Annotated in this window: 19 protein-coding genes and 1 tRNA gene; 8 read left to right on the top strand and 12 right to left on the bottom strand. The window is 48.0% G+C overall.

Annotated features, from left to right (window positions below; translation table 11 throughout):
- Positions 1 to 279 precede the first annotated feature (279 nt).
- A complete protein-coding gene (locus tag SIB56_RS09170; protein WP_413323655.1) occupies positions 280 to 438 on the top strand; it encodes a hypothetical protein in 159 nt (52 codons plus the stop codon).
- A 1,990-nt stretch (positions 439 to 2,428) separates the two neighbouring features.
- On the opposite strand, the gene SIB56_RS09165 is transcribed toward SIB56_RS09170, so the two are convergent.
- Positions 2,429 to 3,010 (bottom strand): ferritin, encoded by a 582-nt coding sequence (locus SIB56_RS09165; RefSeq protein WP_413323654.1) that lies wholly within the window; start codon positions 3,008 to 3,010, stop codon positions 2,429 to 2,431.
- A 265-nt stretch (positions 3,011 to 3,275) separates the two neighbouring features.
- Here SIB56_RS09165 and SIB56_RS09160 point away from each other — a divergent pair, with 265 nt between their 5' ends.
- The 3 genes from SIB56_RS09160 to SIB56_RS09150 all read left to right on the top strand — a co-directional run bounded on the left by SIB56_RS09160 (position 3,276) and on the right by SIB56_RS09150 (position 4,567).
- Positions 3,276 to 3,479, top strand: a complete 204-nt coding sequence (locus SIB56_RS09160) for a conjugal transfer protein TrbI (protein ID WP_413323653.1) — start codon at positions 3,276 to 3,278, stop codon at positions 3,477 to 3,479.
- A gap of 688 nt (positions 3,480 to 4,167) precedes the next feature.
- Entirely contained in the window at positions 4,168 to 4,392 is a 225-nt protein-coding gene (locus tag SIB56_RS09155; RefSeq protein ID WP_413323652.1) for a hypothetical protein, read from the top strand.
- A gap of 34 nt (positions 4,393 to 4,426) precedes the next feature.
- On the top strand, positions 4,427 to 4,567 hold the full coding sequence (locus tag SIB56_RS09150; protein ID WP_413323651.1) for a hypothetical protein: 141 nt from the start codon (positions 4,427 to 4,429) through the stop codon (positions 4,565 to 4,567).
- A gap of 113 nt (positions 4,568 to 4,680) precedes the next feature.
- Here the strand turns inward: SIB56_RS09150 and SIB56_RS09145 are convergent, their stop codons facing one another.
- Positions 4,681 to 4,917 carry a hypothetical protein gene (locus tag SIB56_RS09145; RefSeq protein ID WP_413323650.1) on the bottom strand — a complete coding sequence of 79 codons (237 nt, stop codon included), beginning with the start codon at positions 4,915 to 4,917 and terminating at the stop codon, positions 4,681 to 4,683.
- 517 nt (positions 4,918 to 5,434) lie between these two features.
- Between SIB56_RS09145 and SIB56_RS09140 the strand changes: the two genes are divergently transcribed.
- Positions 5,435 to 5,812 carry a hypothetical protein gene (locus tag SIB56_RS09140; protein WP_413323649.1) on the top strand — a complete coding sequence of 126 codons (378 nt, stop codon included), beginning with the start codon at positions 5,435 to 5,437 and terminating at the stop codon, positions 5,810 to 5,812.
- A gap of 50 nt (positions 5,813 to 5,862) precedes the next feature.
- Here SIB56_RS09140 and SIB56_RS09135 read toward each other — a convergent pair whose 3' ends face one another.
- From SIB56_RS09135 to SIB56_RS09120, 4 genes are all read right to left on the bottom strand, one after another.
- Complete coding sequence (locus SIB56_RS09135) at positions 5,863 to 6,330, bottom strand: hypothetical protein (protein ID WP_413323648.1); 468 nt, start codon at positions 6,328 to 6,330, stop codon at positions 5,863 to 5,865.
- Positions 6,331 to 6,539: 209 nt separating this feature from the next.
- Positions 6,540 to 7,490, bottom strand: coding sequence for a carbamoyl-phosphate synthase (locus SIB56_RS09130; protein WP_413323647.1), 951 nt, complete (start codon positions 7,488 to 7,490; stop codon positions 6,540 to 6,542).
- Positions 7,491 to 7,667: 177 nt separating this feature from the next.
- The gene (locus SIB56_RS09125; protein ID WP_413323646.1) at positions 7,668 to 8,069 is read right to left on the bottom strand and encodes a hypothetical protein; all 402 of its coding nucleotides are present in this window, start codon (positions 8,067 to 8,069) and stop codon (positions 7,668 to 7,670) included.
- A gap of 191 nt (positions 8,070 to 8,260) precedes the next feature.
- Positions 8,261 to 8,533, bottom strand: a complete 273-nt coding sequence (locus SIB56_RS09120; RefSeq protein ID WP_413323645.1) for a hypothetical protein — start codon at positions 8,531 to 8,533, stop codon at positions 8,261 to 8,263.
- Between the two features lie 76 nt (positions 8,534 to 8,609).
- Between SIB56_RS09120 and SIB56_RS09115 the strand changes: the two genes are divergently transcribed.
- Entirely contained in the window at positions 8,610 to 8,882 is a 273-nt protein-coding gene (locus SIB56_RS09115; protein ID WP_413323644.1) for a DUF3104 domain-containing protein, read from the top strand.
- A gap of 723 nt (positions 8,883 to 9,605) precedes the next feature.
- On the opposite strand, the gene SIB56_RS09110 is transcribed toward SIB56_RS09115, so the two are convergent.
- The 3 genes from SIB56_RS09110 to SIB56_RS09100 form a co-directional block, all read right to left on the bottom strand.
- Positions 9,606 to 11,813, bottom strand: coding sequence for a DUF4114 domain-containing protein (locus tag SIB56_RS09110; protein WP_413323643.1), 2,208 nt, complete (start codon positions 11,811 to 11,813; stop codon positions 9,606 to 9,608).
- Between the two features lie 772 nt (positions 11,814 to 12,585).
- A complete protein-coding gene (locus tag SIB56_RS09105; RefSeq protein WP_413323642.1) occupies positions 12,586 to 13,209 on the bottom strand; it encodes a trimeric intracellular cation channel family protein in 624 nt (207 codons plus the stop codon).
- A gap of 81 nt (positions 13,210 to 13,290) precedes the next feature.
- Positions 13,291 to 14,454 (bottom strand): C45 family autoproteolytic acyltransferase/hydolase, encoded by a 1,164-nt coding sequence (locus SIB56_RS09100; RefSeq protein WP_413323641.1) that lies wholly within the window; start codon positions 14,452 to 14,454, stop codon positions 13,291 to 13,293.
- A gap of 98 nt (positions 14,455 to 14,552) precedes the next feature.
- On the opposite strand from SIB56_RS09100, the gene SIB56_RS09095 reads away from it, so the two are divergent.
- Complete coding sequence (locus tag SIB56_RS09095) at positions 14,553 to 14,882, top strand: hypothetical protein (RefSeq protein ID WP_413323640.1); 330 nt, start codon at positions 14,553 to 14,555, stop codon at positions 14,880 to 14,882.
- 285 nt (positions 14,883 to 15,167) lie between these two features.
- On the opposite strand, the gene SIB56_RS09090 is transcribed toward SIB56_RS09095, so the two are convergent.
- The 3 genes from SIB56_RS09090 to SIB56_RS09080 all read right to left on the bottom strand — a co-directional run bounded on the left by SIB56_RS09090 (position 15,168) and on the right by SIB56_RS09080 (position 16,703).
- Positions 15,168 to 15,308 carry a DUF4236 domain-containing protein gene (locus SIB56_RS09090; RefSeq protein ID WP_413323639.1) on the bottom strand — a complete coding sequence of 47 codons (141 nt, stop codon included), beginning with the start codon at positions 15,306 to 15,308 and terminating at the stop codon, positions 15,168 to 15,170.
- Positions 15,308 to 16,486, bottom strand: coding sequence for a hypothetical protein (locus SIB56_RS09085; protein ID WP_413323638.1), 1,179 nt, complete (start codon positions 16,484 to 16,486; stop codon positions 15,308 to 15,310). Before SIB56_RS09085 ends, SIB56_RS09090 begins: the two co-directional genes overlap by 1 nt.
- A gap of 144 nt (positions 16,487 to 16,630) precedes the next feature.
- Positions 16,631 to 16,703: transfer RNA gene (locus SIB56_RS09080), tRNA-Thr, on the bottom strand.
- A gap of 82 nt (positions 16,704 to 16,785) precedes the next feature.
- Between SIB56_RS09080 and SIB56_RS09075 the strand changes: the two genes are divergently transcribed.
- Positions 16,786 to 17,007, top strand: coding sequence for a DUF3493 domain-containing protein (locus tag SIB56_RS09075; RefSeq protein ID WP_413327262.1), 222 nt, complete (start codon positions 16,786 to 16,788; stop codon positions 17,005 to 17,007).
- Positions 17,008 to 17,070: the final 63 nt, after the last annotated feature.

Genomic DNA, 17,070 nt, shown 5'->3' with positions numbered 1-17,070 from the left:
CTGATTCAAGGGCTCATCGGCCATCACGATTCTTCAATAGTCTTGCCCCGATGCATCTGCTCAGGTCACCCCCCCCCACTCCAGGGGATCGTGGTCTCAGCCTGCATGCACGACTCAAATCGCATTGACATCGATCGCACATCAATCATGCTGTGATCATTGGTGCCAATTTCCGAATCATTAAAGGTTTGACTGCTGTTGTAATCACAGAAATCAGCAATCTTTCATCTACATTGCAATACCGACTGCATCAAGATGTCTCCCTCTGACCTGTCTTCTTTGGAATGGGAAGCCAATGGTGAGATGTCTGCCCAGGACACCTGGGATCTTGTGAAGCGACTGGCGGAAATTGAGGAGCAGGAAAAAGCGTCGAACCTGCTTCACCTCTCTTCAAAGCACAGTCATTCCAAACCCAAGAAAACCAATATAAAAAAGTAAGTACATCTTTCGGTGAAGGTCATATTGTTGATTGACGTTGAATTTTTAATTGATTGTTCGTGAACAATAAAGCTCTTACTTTTTAGTTTTAGTGAATTTGGAACTCGCGAAATTAATGTTTCGACAGAAGATTTATTTATCAAAATTTTTATTCAAAGTTGCAGTTCACTTTCCTGAAGTGCTCTGATTCACTTGGGTCGTTTGGTCAGGTCGCCGAAATCGTCATCGTTTGGCTGCATGAATTGCCAGACCACGGGTACTGTGAACACAACAACAAGCCCGATGGTGGCCCAAATCGCAACGGTGTAATCGCCCACAGGATGTCCTTAAGTCCTAACGACCATAACGGGAAAGTGCCTTGGCAGGTCGTCTCCCGTTTGCCAGGCTTTCGGCTCCACACACATCCATTGCCACGATCACAGTCTCCCCAGTGCTTGTTCATGCCATCAGGCCATCTGAGACAAGTGGTTCTGCCCGAGTGTCCCTACCCGTGCAGACCATGGTTGAGAAATCTTCTCGCTGTTGCGGTTTTCCTCACATCCTTCAGTCGGTGTTCACGCCAACGTTCCCAGCCTGATCATTTAGTCTTAAGGAACGTTGGCCCCAAGAGGGGCGCAGTTCGATCTCAAACAGGCAACGGGGTTTGGGGCGCTGTAGGAGGTTCTCATGAACACCCTCGCAATCATCAGAGAAAAAGAGCTCAAAGCTCGTCGTCTTCACGACGCACAGCATTCCTTTGCTGCTTCGCCTGAAGGGTCTGATTACACGTCGGCTCACCTGTCACCAACAAAGCTTGAGTCCTGCTCAATCTGAGGTTCGTGATCCTGAACTGATGACAATCGCCCCGCAACCGCGGGGCTTTTCATTGTTCCAAGGTTTTGCGCTGACAGATGCTCCTTCAGACACTGCTGTTCAGGGGGCCATCTGTTCTCTTAAAACCCGCCAAAACGCAGGCACACCTCCAGGGCTCCAAGGCCGAACAGGAAGGTACCACCTAAAAATGCCAATTCCTTGGGACTCTTGGCCATGGGACTGAGGGCAGCGCCCAGCGACAACTCTCCTTCAAACCTAAAGGAAATCTAAAGACGCAACATGTCGAAAGTTTTCTTTTTCGCAGGCGAAGCCTCGCTTCTGTGTGTGGGTTGATGAAAACCGCTTCTCGACCAGCGGCTCACCAGGAGCCAGCAACAATTTCATTCCCTGCCTAGAGCCTCGCCGGCAGCAGAGTTAGGAAGCTCTCCACAATTCCCTGGAGGATGTCTTGAGCGCAACTCCCAAAGAGCATCAGAAAAGGATTTAAAAAAACCCACCACAGACGAAAGCTTCGACTGCGACGGGGTTCAACACCGAAGCCGATGACCTGACTTGAACAGGCGACCCACGCTTTATAAAGGCGTCCCAGAGCCTAGTCATTGCAGGGGTCTTCTAGTCAGAGACTGGATTTACGCTCTCACCCGCTCGCCTCTGCATACCTCTGCAAGCAGTGTTCGACGCAAAAGTGAGAGCACTGCTCTCACCCTTTTCAAGCGATTCCTCAGCGTCCAGCCGGTCCAATGTCATTGCTCCTGCCAGACGCCTTCCATTCATTGCCATGTGGGACAAAAGCAGTTCCATGATCTGCGCCGCTCCCTTTGGGTCGCCGGCGCTCATGACCTCGAGCCATGCGGCCTCCATCTGATCCAGATCAGATAACGCCTGGAGACACGTCAGCTCGACTTTGAGCATGGGCGAAGTGGCAAACCATCTCAGTGTGCCGACCTCATCCAATTGATTCCGCCATCGTGGCGGCATGCCAAACAAGGACCGCCCACTTGTTGTTGCATCGTTTATCCATTATCGAATTAATGAAATGACTGACACTCTTTAGAACGTAGAAATCCACTAGTTCCCAACTTGCTCCTCAGCTGATCACAGGAATTCACCCAAATAAAACCCCGCACTGGGCGGGGCTGTTGGAGTCGGCTAGCAGCTGGGGCTTTGAGCTAATTGATCAGCCTTCGAGCTTGGCGGGTTCGGCCTCGCCTTCTTTCAGTTCAGCGTCGATGATCATCACGGCAGCAGGGTTGCCTGCGGCGAATTTGATGCGACCCAGCAGGTAAGCGGCCTCGTGCTCAGAGAGACGCTGGCCGTCAACGATGGGATCCAGGAAGACTGTGGTACGGCGGTCAATGTCCTTCTCTGCAGTGTCATAAAGCTGCAGCACCGAGGCGGTGACATCAGCTTCCATGCGAAAGACGTTGGCAATCACCTGCTCCACATCATTCCACTGCTGACGGGGTGGCTCGATGGTGTCGAGAACAGGGCGCTGGCCTCTGCTGATCAGATAGTCAGCAAATTTGGCAGCGTGTTGTTCTTCTTGTTTGGCCTCATCACGCAGGTGCTCGGCAAAGCCGGTCAACTCACGCTCAGCAAACCAGATAGCAGCAGCGAAATAATCAGCAGCTGACTGACGCTCAAGGTTGAGATGGGCTTCCATCAGATCGAGCATTTCGGCAGACATGGGCTCGGCCATTGCACGTCCTGCAGGACCTGTGGGGACATTGATGGGGGCTTGGATGGCAGAAGTTGTCATTTGCTTTCCTCTGGGAGGGATGAATCTGTTCTACATCACAAAAAGGCGGAAGATATGCGTAAAAACCGAACTAGTATGGATTAAAAAATGCTTTTAAGAATCATATTCAAGAAAGGTAGATATGTTGTTGAGAATCATATTCAGGATTGCAAATCTGCTGCTGAGAATCAGTTTCGATACGTCGATGTTGAGTGTTCGGTTAGCCGCCAAAGAAATGATGCCCTGAAAGCAATAGAACGGATGAGTTGTTCCTAAGGGTTGTGTGATGACTGCAGTTTTACTTTTATGCGACTGCTCACTTTGCAAGCGCAGCGTTGAAGAATCGCGATCAATCAGGGTTGGCGGGCAGCATTTCTGCTCTGAGACTTGTGCCAAAGGGCATCCCAACATGGAGCCATGTGATGGCGAGCGGAATGGCTGTCACTGCGGAATTGGAGAACTGGAGCTGCTTCTAGCGGCTACTGATTAGTTCAGTACCGCTTGACCAGATCGGAACCACTATCGCTCTACCCCTCAAGTGGGATCACTACAAGATCAGGTCCGGCTGCTGAAATGCCCCCTCATGAGCGGATGAGGGGAAGAGCAGCAAGATCAGTCCCAGCCTGGATAGAGGAGAACCGAAGCCTTCACGGCTTCAGTCCATCGGTCATTGGCCTCCATCACTTCAAAGGCCCCCTGCATCGTGGTGCTGGCGCAGCAACAGCACGGGTCGATGACGTGACCAAACTCTCTGGTCAGGTCGATGACGAATCAGTACGCCTCCCACGGATGAAGCTCATCGAGTGGTCTGGTGACTTCCGCAAACTCAAAGTTTTCGCGAATAGCAGGGCCAAGGTCTGAACACAAAGCGGCCTCAATGTCTGGAGGCATCCAGTCGGGTCCATAAATTTGGGACATGAAAATCAGCCCGGCAAAACCGGGGCGAATGGTTCGTTTGAAGAGGAGAACCAGCCCCCGGCCTCCATTTCGCAAGGGGTTTGGCTGACACGGAAACATACACTAAAATCGCCAAGATCGCTTGCTATGACTGGGCTGCGTACTTAAGTAAGTAGGATTTCGAGCCTGATGTCAGGACCGATCACATCGATTAACGTCCGTGTCCATGGGTGACACCCAATGCCTGCTCAGCAATCCACGACGCAGCCGAATGTTCGTTGTTGGGTGTGGTTTCGCGGCGGATTGAATCAGGAGCCGTTCTGGGCGAGCGGTTGGTATGGCGCTCCATCAACTCTCGGCGAGATCCGGATCGAGCGTCCGATTACGTGGCCTGCAGGGTGCTCGATTGGCGCGTTCCCTTCGAGGAGCCAGCAGATATGGCCGTCGGTCCTGTGGTCCCGAAAGACGGAGCCTGGGCCAAGTTGGTGACGACTGACCCGAGCTGACCCCGATGGACTTCAGAATATTGAGGCTCGACTGATGAAATTTCTGAAAAGCCTCGGGCTATTTCTGCTGATCATCGGTTTCTGGTGCGGCAGCGTTCTGGGTGTTCTGTACTTGATCGAACGGCATCGCATGCAGGAATCAGGCCTTCTGGAACGAAATGGCCCGGATGGGTGATCTATCCCAGATCAATCCGGGGGAGGTTGAATCGTCCGCGCCAACCCCTACCGGAGAAGCTCGCATTGTTTGACATGCCAGCCCTCGGAGAATGTTGATCCATCTGGCGTGGGTCACCAGCCAAGGGCATGTGAGCTTTTAACGCCTGGTAAAAGGGTGGTCCGTTCACGCCGCACCGTCGCCGGGGTGACCCCTAGGTCACTTGCAATTTTGGTGATCAGACCACGTGGCCAGATATCAGGATGCTGTTCAGCGGCCTCATAGATGGCTTCATCCAAATCAATTTTTGCAAGGCGTGCACAACGGCTTTGCTTTGCAGTGAGATCGGAGTTGAGGGTTATTGCTGTCATAAGTACCACCGAGTGGAACTCCTTTGGTCTATGCCGGCTTGATCACGCCTGAAAGTGGGCCAACCGTCCTTCGGAGTTCGGTTTTAGGAACTTCGACCGGGTGACCCCGTTCAATCCAAATCAAGGTGCAATTTCAGTCCTCGTCGGCCAGCTCCGGGTGCTCGTCCAGGTTCACTACCTTTAACCCCTTTGAAATCAACTGATCCGCAGTGAATTACTCCATCGGGGGATGTGCTTCCACTTGCTGCTCAGCGATGGTGGATACAACTGCAAAACATTCATGGGTCGCTGCGCTCCAGGGCATTTTTCAATCAGTCCCGAAGATCATGAAGGAAGAGAAATGGTCACAACTGTCAGAAGTGACCACGTTGGTTAACGCTGATCTTATAACACATATCTTCCCATGTCACTGATGACCAGAAGTGGTATTAGCAGGGAACCATCACTTAGCTTTCAGGGAGTTCTAATTCAACCAATAAGAGCGGCTGCTTAGATAGTTATCAATTGCATTGGTCGAGTGATAATTGTGGATGTTTTGACAGGGTCAGAAATGCTTGTAGAAACTGACCCACTAACTGGGTGGCGTCTATATAAAAGGTTTGCTCGAGAAAGTGATGGGCACGGAATTAAACTGAGTGGCAAAGATAATGTCTCGTTAGCCCATCAGATTGTGGATTCAGACTCTCAAGAGGAAGAAGTAAAAATGGTCTTTCCAATGTCTATTCTTGATCCCAAAAATGCTTTAGAGCTTCAACAAATTGATCAGCATCTTGCGAGGCCTGTGACTAGGAAGGTTCGCGGTGGTGGTCAACCTATCGTCAGACGGATGCTCAGGCACAACGCCGTCGAAGCATGGGAGACCATGCAGAAGTCAGGCGGTTGGAAACGCTCTTGAGTTATAAAAACTCTTTCGTTAAGACACTAAAAAATCAAAGAAGGACATGTTTAGTGATAAGGATCAGGCTTGACTTCGCTTATCTCCCAATCCGCTGAGCAATGGTTCCCTGCCGCGCTTGTTCCGATGACGTAAGCCTTTGAGTCCAAGTCAATATATGTTTCTGTAACGTAAATATTTTGTTGATTTGCTTTAATAACGCAGATTTCTTGTGTGTTAGGACTCTTGCCAAAAGTATCGGTAGATGGTGCGATAAGCACTCCCCAGGTATGAGGCTTTAGAAGATTTAGCTTGTGCGCATCTTTGCAAATTCCATGTTTTGCACTGGCAGGATTAGGATCGCATGGCATCGAAGAATTGCTTTGATGCTCTGTGCAAAATAGTGTCCAACCATCTTCACCGTTTCCTTTGTGTGCGCAAGAAATCACAGAAGCGTGTATTCTATATTCTTCAGCGTAAGTTAAGCTTGCGCAAAGGAATTGAGTGGTGAGACCCATTGCAGCAATTAAAACTTTCATTTTACTTAAATCAAGCTATTTAATCGTATCAGAAATCATTTAGGCAATTACATCTTTTCAAATGCTCAACATATGGCAGCGCCGCCATCAATGAGCTGCCTGCAGTCTCTGGGGCTTTGGGGTTTAGAGTCAAAATCCCAAAGGTGAGGTCTCGGCTCTGTTCGAGGAGGCTTTGGCTTGGGTACGGGCCGCGGCTTGAGCCTGCGGCGTCAGAATCTGAAGTGACGTCCACAGTTGTGTGGATCATGCACCCTGATGTCACGATTGGCAGGTGTTGATGACATTTCATAAATAGAAGCAGGTATCTTCTTGTTATTTGGCGCTACGTTGCCATTAAGGCCAAGACGATATTTGATGTCTGCAGAAACCCTCCAGTCATAAGAATCGTCGTATGAAGCATTAACTCCAGCAACTAAACGATTAGTAATCTTGTAAGCAATGCGACTCCTAAGTCCTGCGTTGTCAACCTCATCTTCTCCCATGCACTTGTTGTAATCACCTTTTTGATAATAACCGCCCAGGCTGATTTTTAAGTCTGGTTTGAGCATGTATCCAGCATCTAAGCCATAGGTTTGCAACGCGCCGCCATTGTAATTCCAGTTCAATTCTTTAGTTGTCTCGCCAAATGGGATTAATCCATATCCATTGAGACTCCACCGATCAGAAACAGCTTCCAAATTGAACGCAATTTGTTGGTAGAAAGCAAACCCGTCTTCTACTGCAACCCCAGAGTCGGCATAACCACTATTCATTGGACGGCTGTCATAACCGACATTCAGCCCATACATCCATGAGCGGTTCCCATTCAGCCATCGATAACCCAATCGCGTTGAGGTGCTGAGCGTCGTGCCGGCGACTGTTGTATCAACAATGCTTGAGTAATAACTGCGATCAGCAAAGTTGGCGTTGACCAGGGCATCAACGAACCAAACGCTGTTGTCGCCCACAGACAGTGGAAGGAACCCACCAATACCTGCCTGGTTCGGCGTTCCCGCACCCTGCAACGCACCCTGGAACCCAAGCGTGGGTTTGACCACATCCTTGAGGCTGATGCTCATCACATCACCAAGATCCTCCGCAGTGCCGTCCTGTGCCTTCAAAGGCAGCGGGGCGATGGCAACAGCGGAAGCCAGGAGTCCAATGGAGAGACGGCGGAGCATTGGGATGGCGTCAGTCCGCGCATGATGCCTGGCTTTGCTTGGTTGCGCCCGTTGCGTTTGAGAGGTTGCTGGCTCGGGTTAGCTGCAATCAGGACATCATTGAAAAAATTGTGCCGAAAGACGCTGTCAAAACAGTGCTAGAAGATCACTCTCAGCACTGTTTTAAACCTTGATGAGTCACCGAGATCGATGGGAAGCCGATTCGTCGCTGATTCGCGAGCAGTTTATGGCGACGGCTTGCATACCCATATCAGCCTTGGCGTCACAGTCAAACGTGTTCTTTACTCCGCTGGGTGGATCAATATTTACTAAAATATGACCTGGATCAGTGCTCAGCTCTGTAACTCGAACTGTAGATACACCTTGAGAACAGCGTAATTGATCAATTCCTTTTACTACCTTCATGGGAAGAATGAAGATGGCTTGATGAAATTTGCTAGCTGTACAGAAAACTGGCTCTACTTCATTGCTCTCGCTAAGTGTGTAAATTCCATGAACGATGCCTTCGTCTTTCGCAAACGCATTCTGTGTAAGAGTTGATGCCAAAATCAGCATGCTGGCGGCCAACATTTTTTTCATGATGCGAGAATCAGTAGATCACTCTTAATTGTTAGCAGGCACGTCTTTGGCGAACAGTACTAACCGCCAAATATTTGGCACGACAATGAGTTCTTGATGTACAACCCTTTTGGACTCGTGTTTATCCGTACTCAGGGCACCATCCGGCCTGGTATTGCCAGGTTGGGTCAGGGCTTGATTCGCCCCACGCCTTACCCGACAAGCAGCCCTGCAGCTCCACCCATCGATGCAGCAGTGAGCTGAGTTTTCTGTTTCGGGCTGAGGCTTTCCCCGAGCATGGTGATGAACGCGATTGCTGCGAGGAGAACAGCTCCAACAATCACAGCGTCGAGGTGGTTGTTTTCGGATAGTCGATCAGCAGGACTTGATTTGTCGGCTGCCTTTATCGGAGCCTTTCCCCCAGGCGCTTTCGCGTCCAACTCACGCTCTATGCGTTCGAGTTCCTTTTCTGCTTCGCTTGCCATGAACGAACCGTAAGAGCGAATACGGCGGAGCACATCCCCCAACCGTGGCTAGTACTGGCGTTCTAGTTTTGTGGGTATGTCAGTTGATCATGGGATCCACAATCAGTTGGATCCTTCGGAACGCCCGCTCTTTCTGGACGTGGCGCCAGGGATGACGGTCATCGTCCAGCACGACCTTCAGATCGGAGAGAAGCGCGACAAGGATTGGTGGATGGGCCAGGTGATCCATTGCGGCGGTGCTGCCCGCGATCCAAAGATCCACAACCTGTTCCAGATCGCTGATGTGGATTCAGGCGTGATCCGTTGGGTGAACGCTGATCTGGTGACCCACATCCTGCCGAGCTGCTGACTGCCATCAACAAAGACCAATGCAACTCAAGCCCTAGATTTGAGAATCAATGGGTTGGTTGGAGTTCACAGATGTATTCAATAGTTCAAACATGGAGATCCGGTACAAAGAGTGGGCAGGCTCCGATTGATGAATATCAATGGAAAGACGGGATCCTTGGAAGGGTTGGAACTAAAAGAGTGGAAACAAAGATTTTCATTCGTTTTGAAAATCTTAGGATTAGCCAGAAAGAAGATTACTACTGGTATTCAAGAAGATCTCATTGGTTCATAAAATTTCCATATTGCAAAAATGATAAGCAAATATTGTTGGCTAATATTGTGTTTTTCTTGATCTTTCTCCAGCTTTTAGGCCGGGTTTTTAAAGCCTTGATGACCGCTAGTTTTCCAGGGCAATAAAAAGCCCCGTACTTGGCGGGGTAAAGATCTTTGCCAAGTGTCGGGTGGCATTTAGGCGTGATGATCTCATCGTGTGATTACAAGACTAATCCCTTCGACTCGTATGCCGCGAACATAGAGAGAGCCGGTTACTACAGCTACTGATAGTACACAGTTCACGTCGAAGATTTTAAGGGTCCTACTTCATGACCCACTAAGTTTGTCTAGTGGGCATATGATTTCGGAACTGGCAAGTCAGACACATTTAGTAGTTTTACACAAAGCCAATATTATTTTTCATAAAAGCGGTCAACTAGCTTGCGAAAAAATAATCACGTCTATTGATTTAGATGAATTCAAAATGTTGTATTGAGTCATTGAAATCATCGTCAGAAGCTTTTATACTACCAGTACCTCTATCCATATCCTCCCACCCAATTGCGCCATTTGACATAGTTCGAACATGTTCCATCTTATCGGGGTTAGCTTCTTTGAATGAGAAGTAAGTCACAATATCTTCCGAATTTATGGCACGCTTGTTGAGAGGATTAGCTCTGATCGTGTCAAATGCTATGCCTGAAAGACTGCCGACATCATTGTATAATTTTCCCCCATTAACAACGAGTAGTGGAGCATATAGTTGACCAAATTCGAAATAATTTATCTCCTGGGATGAAGTTCCCGTTAGAGAGTCATAAGTAGTATTTGCACCAGACCTGATTCCGGTTGTATTGACCCACTGAGACAAGGCAGTAACGTAATAACCTGCATGACTGGGGTCAATTGAATCATTGACACTTCCATTCCTATTAGCATCGTATATATCTAACACTGACCCTTCCTTATCTAAAATACGATATAAGCCGGCTATGTTGTCGAAAGACGCATCTGCTGACTTCAAGGAGGGGTCGACATATTTCATACTTGCCAAAGAACCACCTTGATGTGTAGCATCAAATTCAAAAATAGCAGATCCCAATTCATGACCCTTAGAAGTCTCTATCACATTAAATAGAGTATTTAAAGTATTCTTATGATTTTCAAAACTTATACCAGTATAGGTTAATGTTTCCCCTGCAATTGTGACGTTAAATTCTTTTCCTGCGGAATTCGTTAATGTTATAGAAAAAGGTTTAGGCGTTACAAAATCTAAATAATAGTGACCATTGCCGTCCTGGATAGTTAGCGCAAATACAATGTTGGTTTTATTAGGTAAAAAAGAATTGCCATCAGCGTCGAGCAGGTGCATATAACCATTTAACTGCGTTACAAGGCTTTTCGTCCATTCCGGAGTGTTATTCAGAGTATCTAATTGATCTACACTGGTTATAGTTGAATTGCCGACGGTGTGCGGAACAATAAAAGCTAAGCTCTTATATTTAGTGGATTGATTCCAATCGGTGGATCTTGTAGGTATTTCATTCCACCCCCAATACCAATCGTCTGTAACATGGATCTTGCTTTGATCGAACAATAAATCTGTGCTCAAGTAAAGCATATTCTGGATATTGATGAGATCCGTTGGATTTGAAACCCATGGAATAACTGTATCAATCATCCCCTGATTATGGATAGTGTCAGAAATTTTTGTCTTGCTTGAGTTGTTGTTGATATAGTTAAGAATTGGGGCGTAAAATTGATCCCAGCGCAGTTTTGAATACTTATCTCTATAATTGTAATTCGTTTCTCCTAAATATTTAGTTAGTGGATACTGATTAGTCCATAGGCTTGTGTCATTTGCACCTTCAACAGCCGCAAGTACATCCTGACTTCCGAGACTCCATGCTTGGCTCTTTTTATTAAACTGATTTACATTCTGCCAAGTATTATTCGCATGAAATCCTGCACCCCATGCTCCTACTGTTGTAATTTGTGAGGCTATTTCTTCAGTGACATCTATTGCAGTTCCCTTAAGAAGATCGGATATTGCTTGAGGATTACCTAGTCCCAAACCAGCATCAACACTGCCAGCGCCATTTTGCCATGGAGAGTTTTTTCCCGTGGAATGAAGTAATTGATCTAATTGCCATCCATTTCCCTTTGTATAATAGTAACTCGGTGCTTTGAACCCATCAGGTGGGTTTGTTTTCTTACTGCCTGGATTATAAATTGCATAGGCTCGATAATCTACGGAGTTTGAATCATGCGGATATAAGACGCCGTAGTTCCACGTATTGTTTGTTCTAGCTGTTGAAAAACCTGGCAATAGCCCATCGGTGTTATCCTGTAAAGCAACCAACGTTGCTTGGTTCCAGTCTTGGCCAATTTTATTACTCCTGCCGTGGAAGATGTCTGCTGGTGGATAGACTTTATTTGGAGTGATAACATTGTTATGTAAGAATGTAGCTGGTAAGGCTCCGAAATTATCTCTAAACGCCAGTGGACCAGGACTTATTAAATAAGTCTGGTCTTGGATGCCATCACATAAATTTCTTGCAAAGAGACCAACGCCCTCCGTTTTACTGTATACAGTATCTTGAAGTGCTGGGCTTTCTACTTGATTAAATCCCCTCGATTTGATTTGCGTATTAAAATAGTCGGCAAGAGATGACATTGCCCCTAAATGAGTAATTTTATTCGACTGCCACGCTTGTATTACTTTCTTTACATTTTCTTATGAATTATTCTGGCTTTTTGCATCGGGCTTAGCTCAATGATAGAGCTGAGCTCGTGATTTCATTTCTTAGCTCAACACAAAAGAAGGATTTCATAGAGGGGCGATAGTGTGGTCAAGTACAGAGGCGAAATTGCCAAGAACGTATGGCGGGCGGATAACTCTGGCCGGAGCTGCGCAAATTGTAGACACGAACAGCGTCTGTCAGAAACTGAATTTCATTCAGCTGATTAATCGTTATTGGGAGTTCGTTCCTGACGCTGGCAACTCAACCTGAAAATGTTCTATCTACTGGTCCTGTGCCATTGCGCTAAGTAATTTGAAGGCAAGTCACCAATGGACGGTGAATCCCTGTGCTTGGCGTCCCTTCAGCGATAACTACAGGCTTAGAGACCGCTGCGTGGATCCGGCATCATTCTTCGTATGATGCCGGGCTTTGCTTGGTTGCGCCCGTAGTTGCAATCGGTCTCATCGACTGCCAATAAAAAGCCCAAGGCGTCCAAACCCAAGGTCAGCCTTCACCACATCCCTTGCTTCACGAATGTAATGGGAAGCTTGTTCTGAAGACAGCCCCCATGAATTCGACACATGGCGCATGAGCTGATGTTGAGATAAACCCTTAACAATCAGCTTTACTAGCTTGGGTGAGCGAATAAAAAAGATCAAAATTGATGAATACCTTGCATTGTAAATGCAAATCAATATCTCTATCTTACGACGAAACAAGCCACTTAGGGACTGTAAGCCTTTCTTCGATCGCTATGCACCTAATTATAAAAATCAATATCATGCAAAAAATGCCGCTATACAAGCTGTGATCGGGGGCATAATTAAGAATGAACGCATAGGCAATACAACCTATCAAAATAGGTATGGCATATAATTCTCTTGATAGCAATAAGTTTGACCGACCTGCCATAACGTCTCTCACTATTCCCCCACCAATGGCAGTAATAACGCCCAAAATAATTGGCCCAAATGGTGTGGCATAATTTAGATTCCATACCTTTTCAAAGGCTTGAATAGCAAACAAGGAAATGCCTACGGCATCCATATACAAAAGCAACTTATTGACTCTTCTTCGAACGAATATTTTTTTCCAAAAAAAGGCGATTATGGCGCACAAGATTGGGACCCAAATATAGAATTGACTTGTTGACCAGAAGACAGGTTGATCGATAATTGCATCACGGATTGTACCCCCGCCAACAGCAGTTACTAATGCAAAAACACATGCGCTCAGTAAATCAATCTTTTTTTCAGTACCAGCCAGAACAGCTGTAATCGCAAATGCGATAGTTCCTAGAACTTCTAATAAAATTGAAATCTGCTGCATGATTGGTTTTACGCGAACAGAAAGCAGAATAATAATATCATTATTTTATTTCATTTGCGAAAGGTTGATTATAGGCTAGTTCTATGTATTCCACAACTGGCCTATGTCAACCGATGTCCAATCTATAAAATAGCTTGGAACTGGTATTTTCATCCATATCTTACGGTTTTGAATATCGAAGACGACCTGATAATTCGTCAAGTCAACATCTTGCACTGTCGGCTTAGTTGGCCCACCATTTTCATTGAAAGTGCCATCTTGATTAAAGAGAGTCAAATCAAAAATATTCCTCAACACTTGGTCATTGATCTTACCTTTGTTTCTGTCAAGGTGATGTTTAATATTTTTATATCGCTTAAGAGAGTTGCTAAGTGTCTCTCTCACACCTATGCCCCAATCAGGACTTAAAAAAGTATTCACTACGGTAATTGAGTCTCCATTTTCTGTTCGATATCGATTACCTCCTAAAGATGACCGCTCAACAGAGGCAGCTCTTTTTTCGTCAGCAACAGTCATAATATGCGACACGCTTGCAACTGTTCCATTGACTTTTGCCAACAAAGTATCCAAAGAATCTGATTCTGAAATCAAATCAACAGTCACGCCTAGTGTTGAAGGTCTGTTAATTGCGATTATCTGACCTCCCATACTCGTACCATCGTGAAGATCAAAATAGACTCCATTTTCATTGATGGACGTCCAAGCGGCAATCATTCCCGGCCAAGCAACTGACGCAGATTTAAAATCACCTCCTTTTGGTTTTTTAACTAATAGGGTGATCGGTAACGGCAAAAAACTTTCAGCCCAATCCATATTCCGAGAAGTATACATATTCCCGTCTAAAGAATCATTTCCCCAAGCCAAGCCTGAGGAGCATCCCGAAAAAGAGTGTAATTTAGACTCATACATTCCATACTCCATGTATTGATCTAACAAGCAAATATTCTCTATAGGGATTCCTGAACCTTGCGCTATGCCCTGGTAAAAATTCTTATTTCGATTTGAAGCGTATGAATACCCCCTATTGAACCAAACCTTGAGGTCTTCATCCGTAATGCTTCCCTTCTTCCGTCCTGGTTCTATTAATGTATCCCATGATTTTTTAATATGATCTTTGAGCAGCTCACCATATTGACAACCCATCTCGTAATCGCTTCCTGATACCAAGACAATCAAAAATCCATTAATGTTATATAGTCTCCCCTCTGCTGAAGTGGCTATAAGGTTTAGTTTTTCATTTTCCATGGATTCTTTAAAACACTAAATTAAATTAGCAATTTTGCAGAATTCGTCAAGTTCTTATATTTTAGTGCTGAATTTCTACGAGTCGTATTGGCGAACTAGTGGTTCCTCTCTGCCCCAAAGCCAATCAACTCATTCAGGAGACGGATTGCACCAATCGCATTGCTCTCCCTGCCTGCGGCAACGGCATCAGTGGCAATCTGCTCCAGCATTTGCACTTTCCTCGCAAGCATGTCGGCGCGGTCAATGTCAGCCAGATCTTCTCTGACGATGGCGCGTGCTTCGTGGATATAGACCCGTGCTGTTTCTCTGCACACCCCCCAGCTATCGCAGACGTGATGCTGCAGCCAACGCTGAGAGTTGCCTTTAACGATGAGGTCAGCCAGCTCTTCAACGCGCGCTGTCTTTTCAGCCTTTTCCGCGTTTTCTGATCATGTAGATCGTCAGCGCAAATCCTGGGATTGAAAGGATCACACCCCCCAGACCCCAGACACCCAAGCAGGCCAGGAACAGTGAAATCGCTGCAGGCATTGAAATCACAATCCAGGCGGTCCAGGGGGCTCGGATGTCCCAAATGGAAACGACCCAAAACAAAGCCACCAGCAATACGAAGGGGGTGAGAGTTATCCATGGCCAACCACGTGTCGCATTCGCCACGGCCCATAAAGCGATGCAAGCGGGAGGCGAAGATTTCCAGAGCAGCCGCCAGTTTTTCATCAGCCGAGCCTCAACGAACTGGAGTCGGCGGGGTTCGCGGCGACATACCCCTGAGTGGTGCTGGTGCTCACGCCGGACTTGGAGAAATTCAGCCAGAAGCCAGGGAACAGCTTTACGCGTCGGCGAAAACGAAAACCCATCAGACGTGCTCCAAAACGGACTCATCTCGAGCCCACTCGTAACTGCTTTCGTGAGTGCTCAAGCTGTGGCCCATGGCCATGCAGATCACATCATTCCGATGCCCTAAGTGATGCGCACGCAGTGAAAAAGCATTCCTGAAGCTGTAGGGCCTGACCCACTCGCCGCAGTCCGCGTACTGCTGTTTCAGTTCCAGCCAATACTTTTGGCGCTCCAGGAATGTCCGCACCGCGTATTTGTCAGCCAGGGGTGGCAGCGGCAGCTGGCCGATGGCCATCGCACCGGCAAGGTTCCAGTCCACCTGTTCGCTGAAGGCATCTGTCAGAGGCAGAGGCATCAGCCACCGCTGTTTGGTCTTCACCCGGTTGCAGACCTTCTGGTAGGTGCAGAACAGTGCCGGTTGCTTGGTCGTGGGGTGCTGCTTCACCACAAGGTGGTTCAGCTCTTCTGGCCGCAGGCCATAGAGCGCCATCAGCTTGATTGCATTGCGCCAACGGTTGGCAGCGTCGGTGTCGGCCAACGAATCCAGCAGACGCAGGATTTCAGCGTCAGTGATGGTGGCCACGGTGCGGCGTTCTGCCTTCGCGCCACGCAGTTGTTTCACTGCACGGTCGGTGAGAGTCCAGCTTTCTGGTGGCAGGTCGCATTCCTCAACGCCGAACTCAAGGAACAACCGCAGGCACTTGATTGCCTTGCCCCTGTTGGTTGGCATTTCGGCCCAAGGTTCAATCAGACGGATTGCCAGTGCCCTTGCATTGGCCGGTGGCGATGACGTGCCCATCAGCAAAACAATGCGATCCAGAAACGGCTGATAGTTGCGCTTCCAGCTGGTCTCGGTGACAGGTGCCAGCACTTCGCGGTCAGCCTGGAATTTCTCAACCAGCACTGGCCATTCACTGGTCACTGTTGGACGTGTGGCCGCGGCTGGCTGGGTGGACTTGGCGACCGCATCCCGCAGGTCAAAACCTTCGCCCACCAACTTGTGCAGTTCGGTGATCAGCTGCACTGTCTCGGGCACGGTGTCGGCAGCCCAGGCGATTGGCAGCGTCACGGTGGTGGCGGTGGTGCCTCCCTTGCCGGAACGAACACTCAAAAAGACCTTCCCCCGCATGTTGCGGACAGACCAGCCCTTCGGGCAGCTGTTGCGAAGTCTGGCGATCCATTTGGCCGTGTCAGCCATTGGGTGAGAGCAATTAGGCGTGGGTCAAATATAAGCACATAGTGAGAGCAGGGTGAGAGCAAACTCCAAAACTCGTCGAAATTCAAGGCAAACAAAAACCCAGCTACAGCGGAAACCTCCTGCTACAACTGGGTTTATCGCTTAAGCCGATGACCTGACTTGAACAGGCGACCCACGCTTTACGAAAGCGTTGCTCTACCGGCTGAGCTACATCGGCGGTCCTAGGAAATTAACATTCAGGTTCACGCAAACAGCTTTTGAGCGGAGAACCCGAGGGAGATCAGAAACTTGATCCAGCAATGCGGGAACGGCTGCTGCGCGAATCACGCACTCCCTGGAGGGGGCTGCGCAGGTTGCTGTGGGTCGCGCTGTTCGCTTCCGGTGGTCTCGGGCTCTTTGTGATGAGTTTCAGCATCAGTGCAGGCAACAGTTCTGTCGGCAGCGACCTGGCCATCCAGATTGGTGCTGTCTTGCTTTTCGGCGGGTTGCTCTGGTTCGATCGAGACCGCGGCAGTGACTGACGCTGCATCATCCGAGCTCTCTACTGAGCTGACTTCGCTCTCGCTGAAGCTCTCCTCAGGCAA

The organism is Synechococcus sp. MIT S9503 (assembly GCF_047304175.1).
GTDB lineage: Bacteria > Cyanobacteriota > Cyanobacteriia > PCC-6307 > Cyanobiaceae > Synechococcus_C.
The sequence above is the reverse complement of the archived record's forward strand: the minus strand, read 5'-3'. Positions and strand labels throughout refer to the sequence as shown.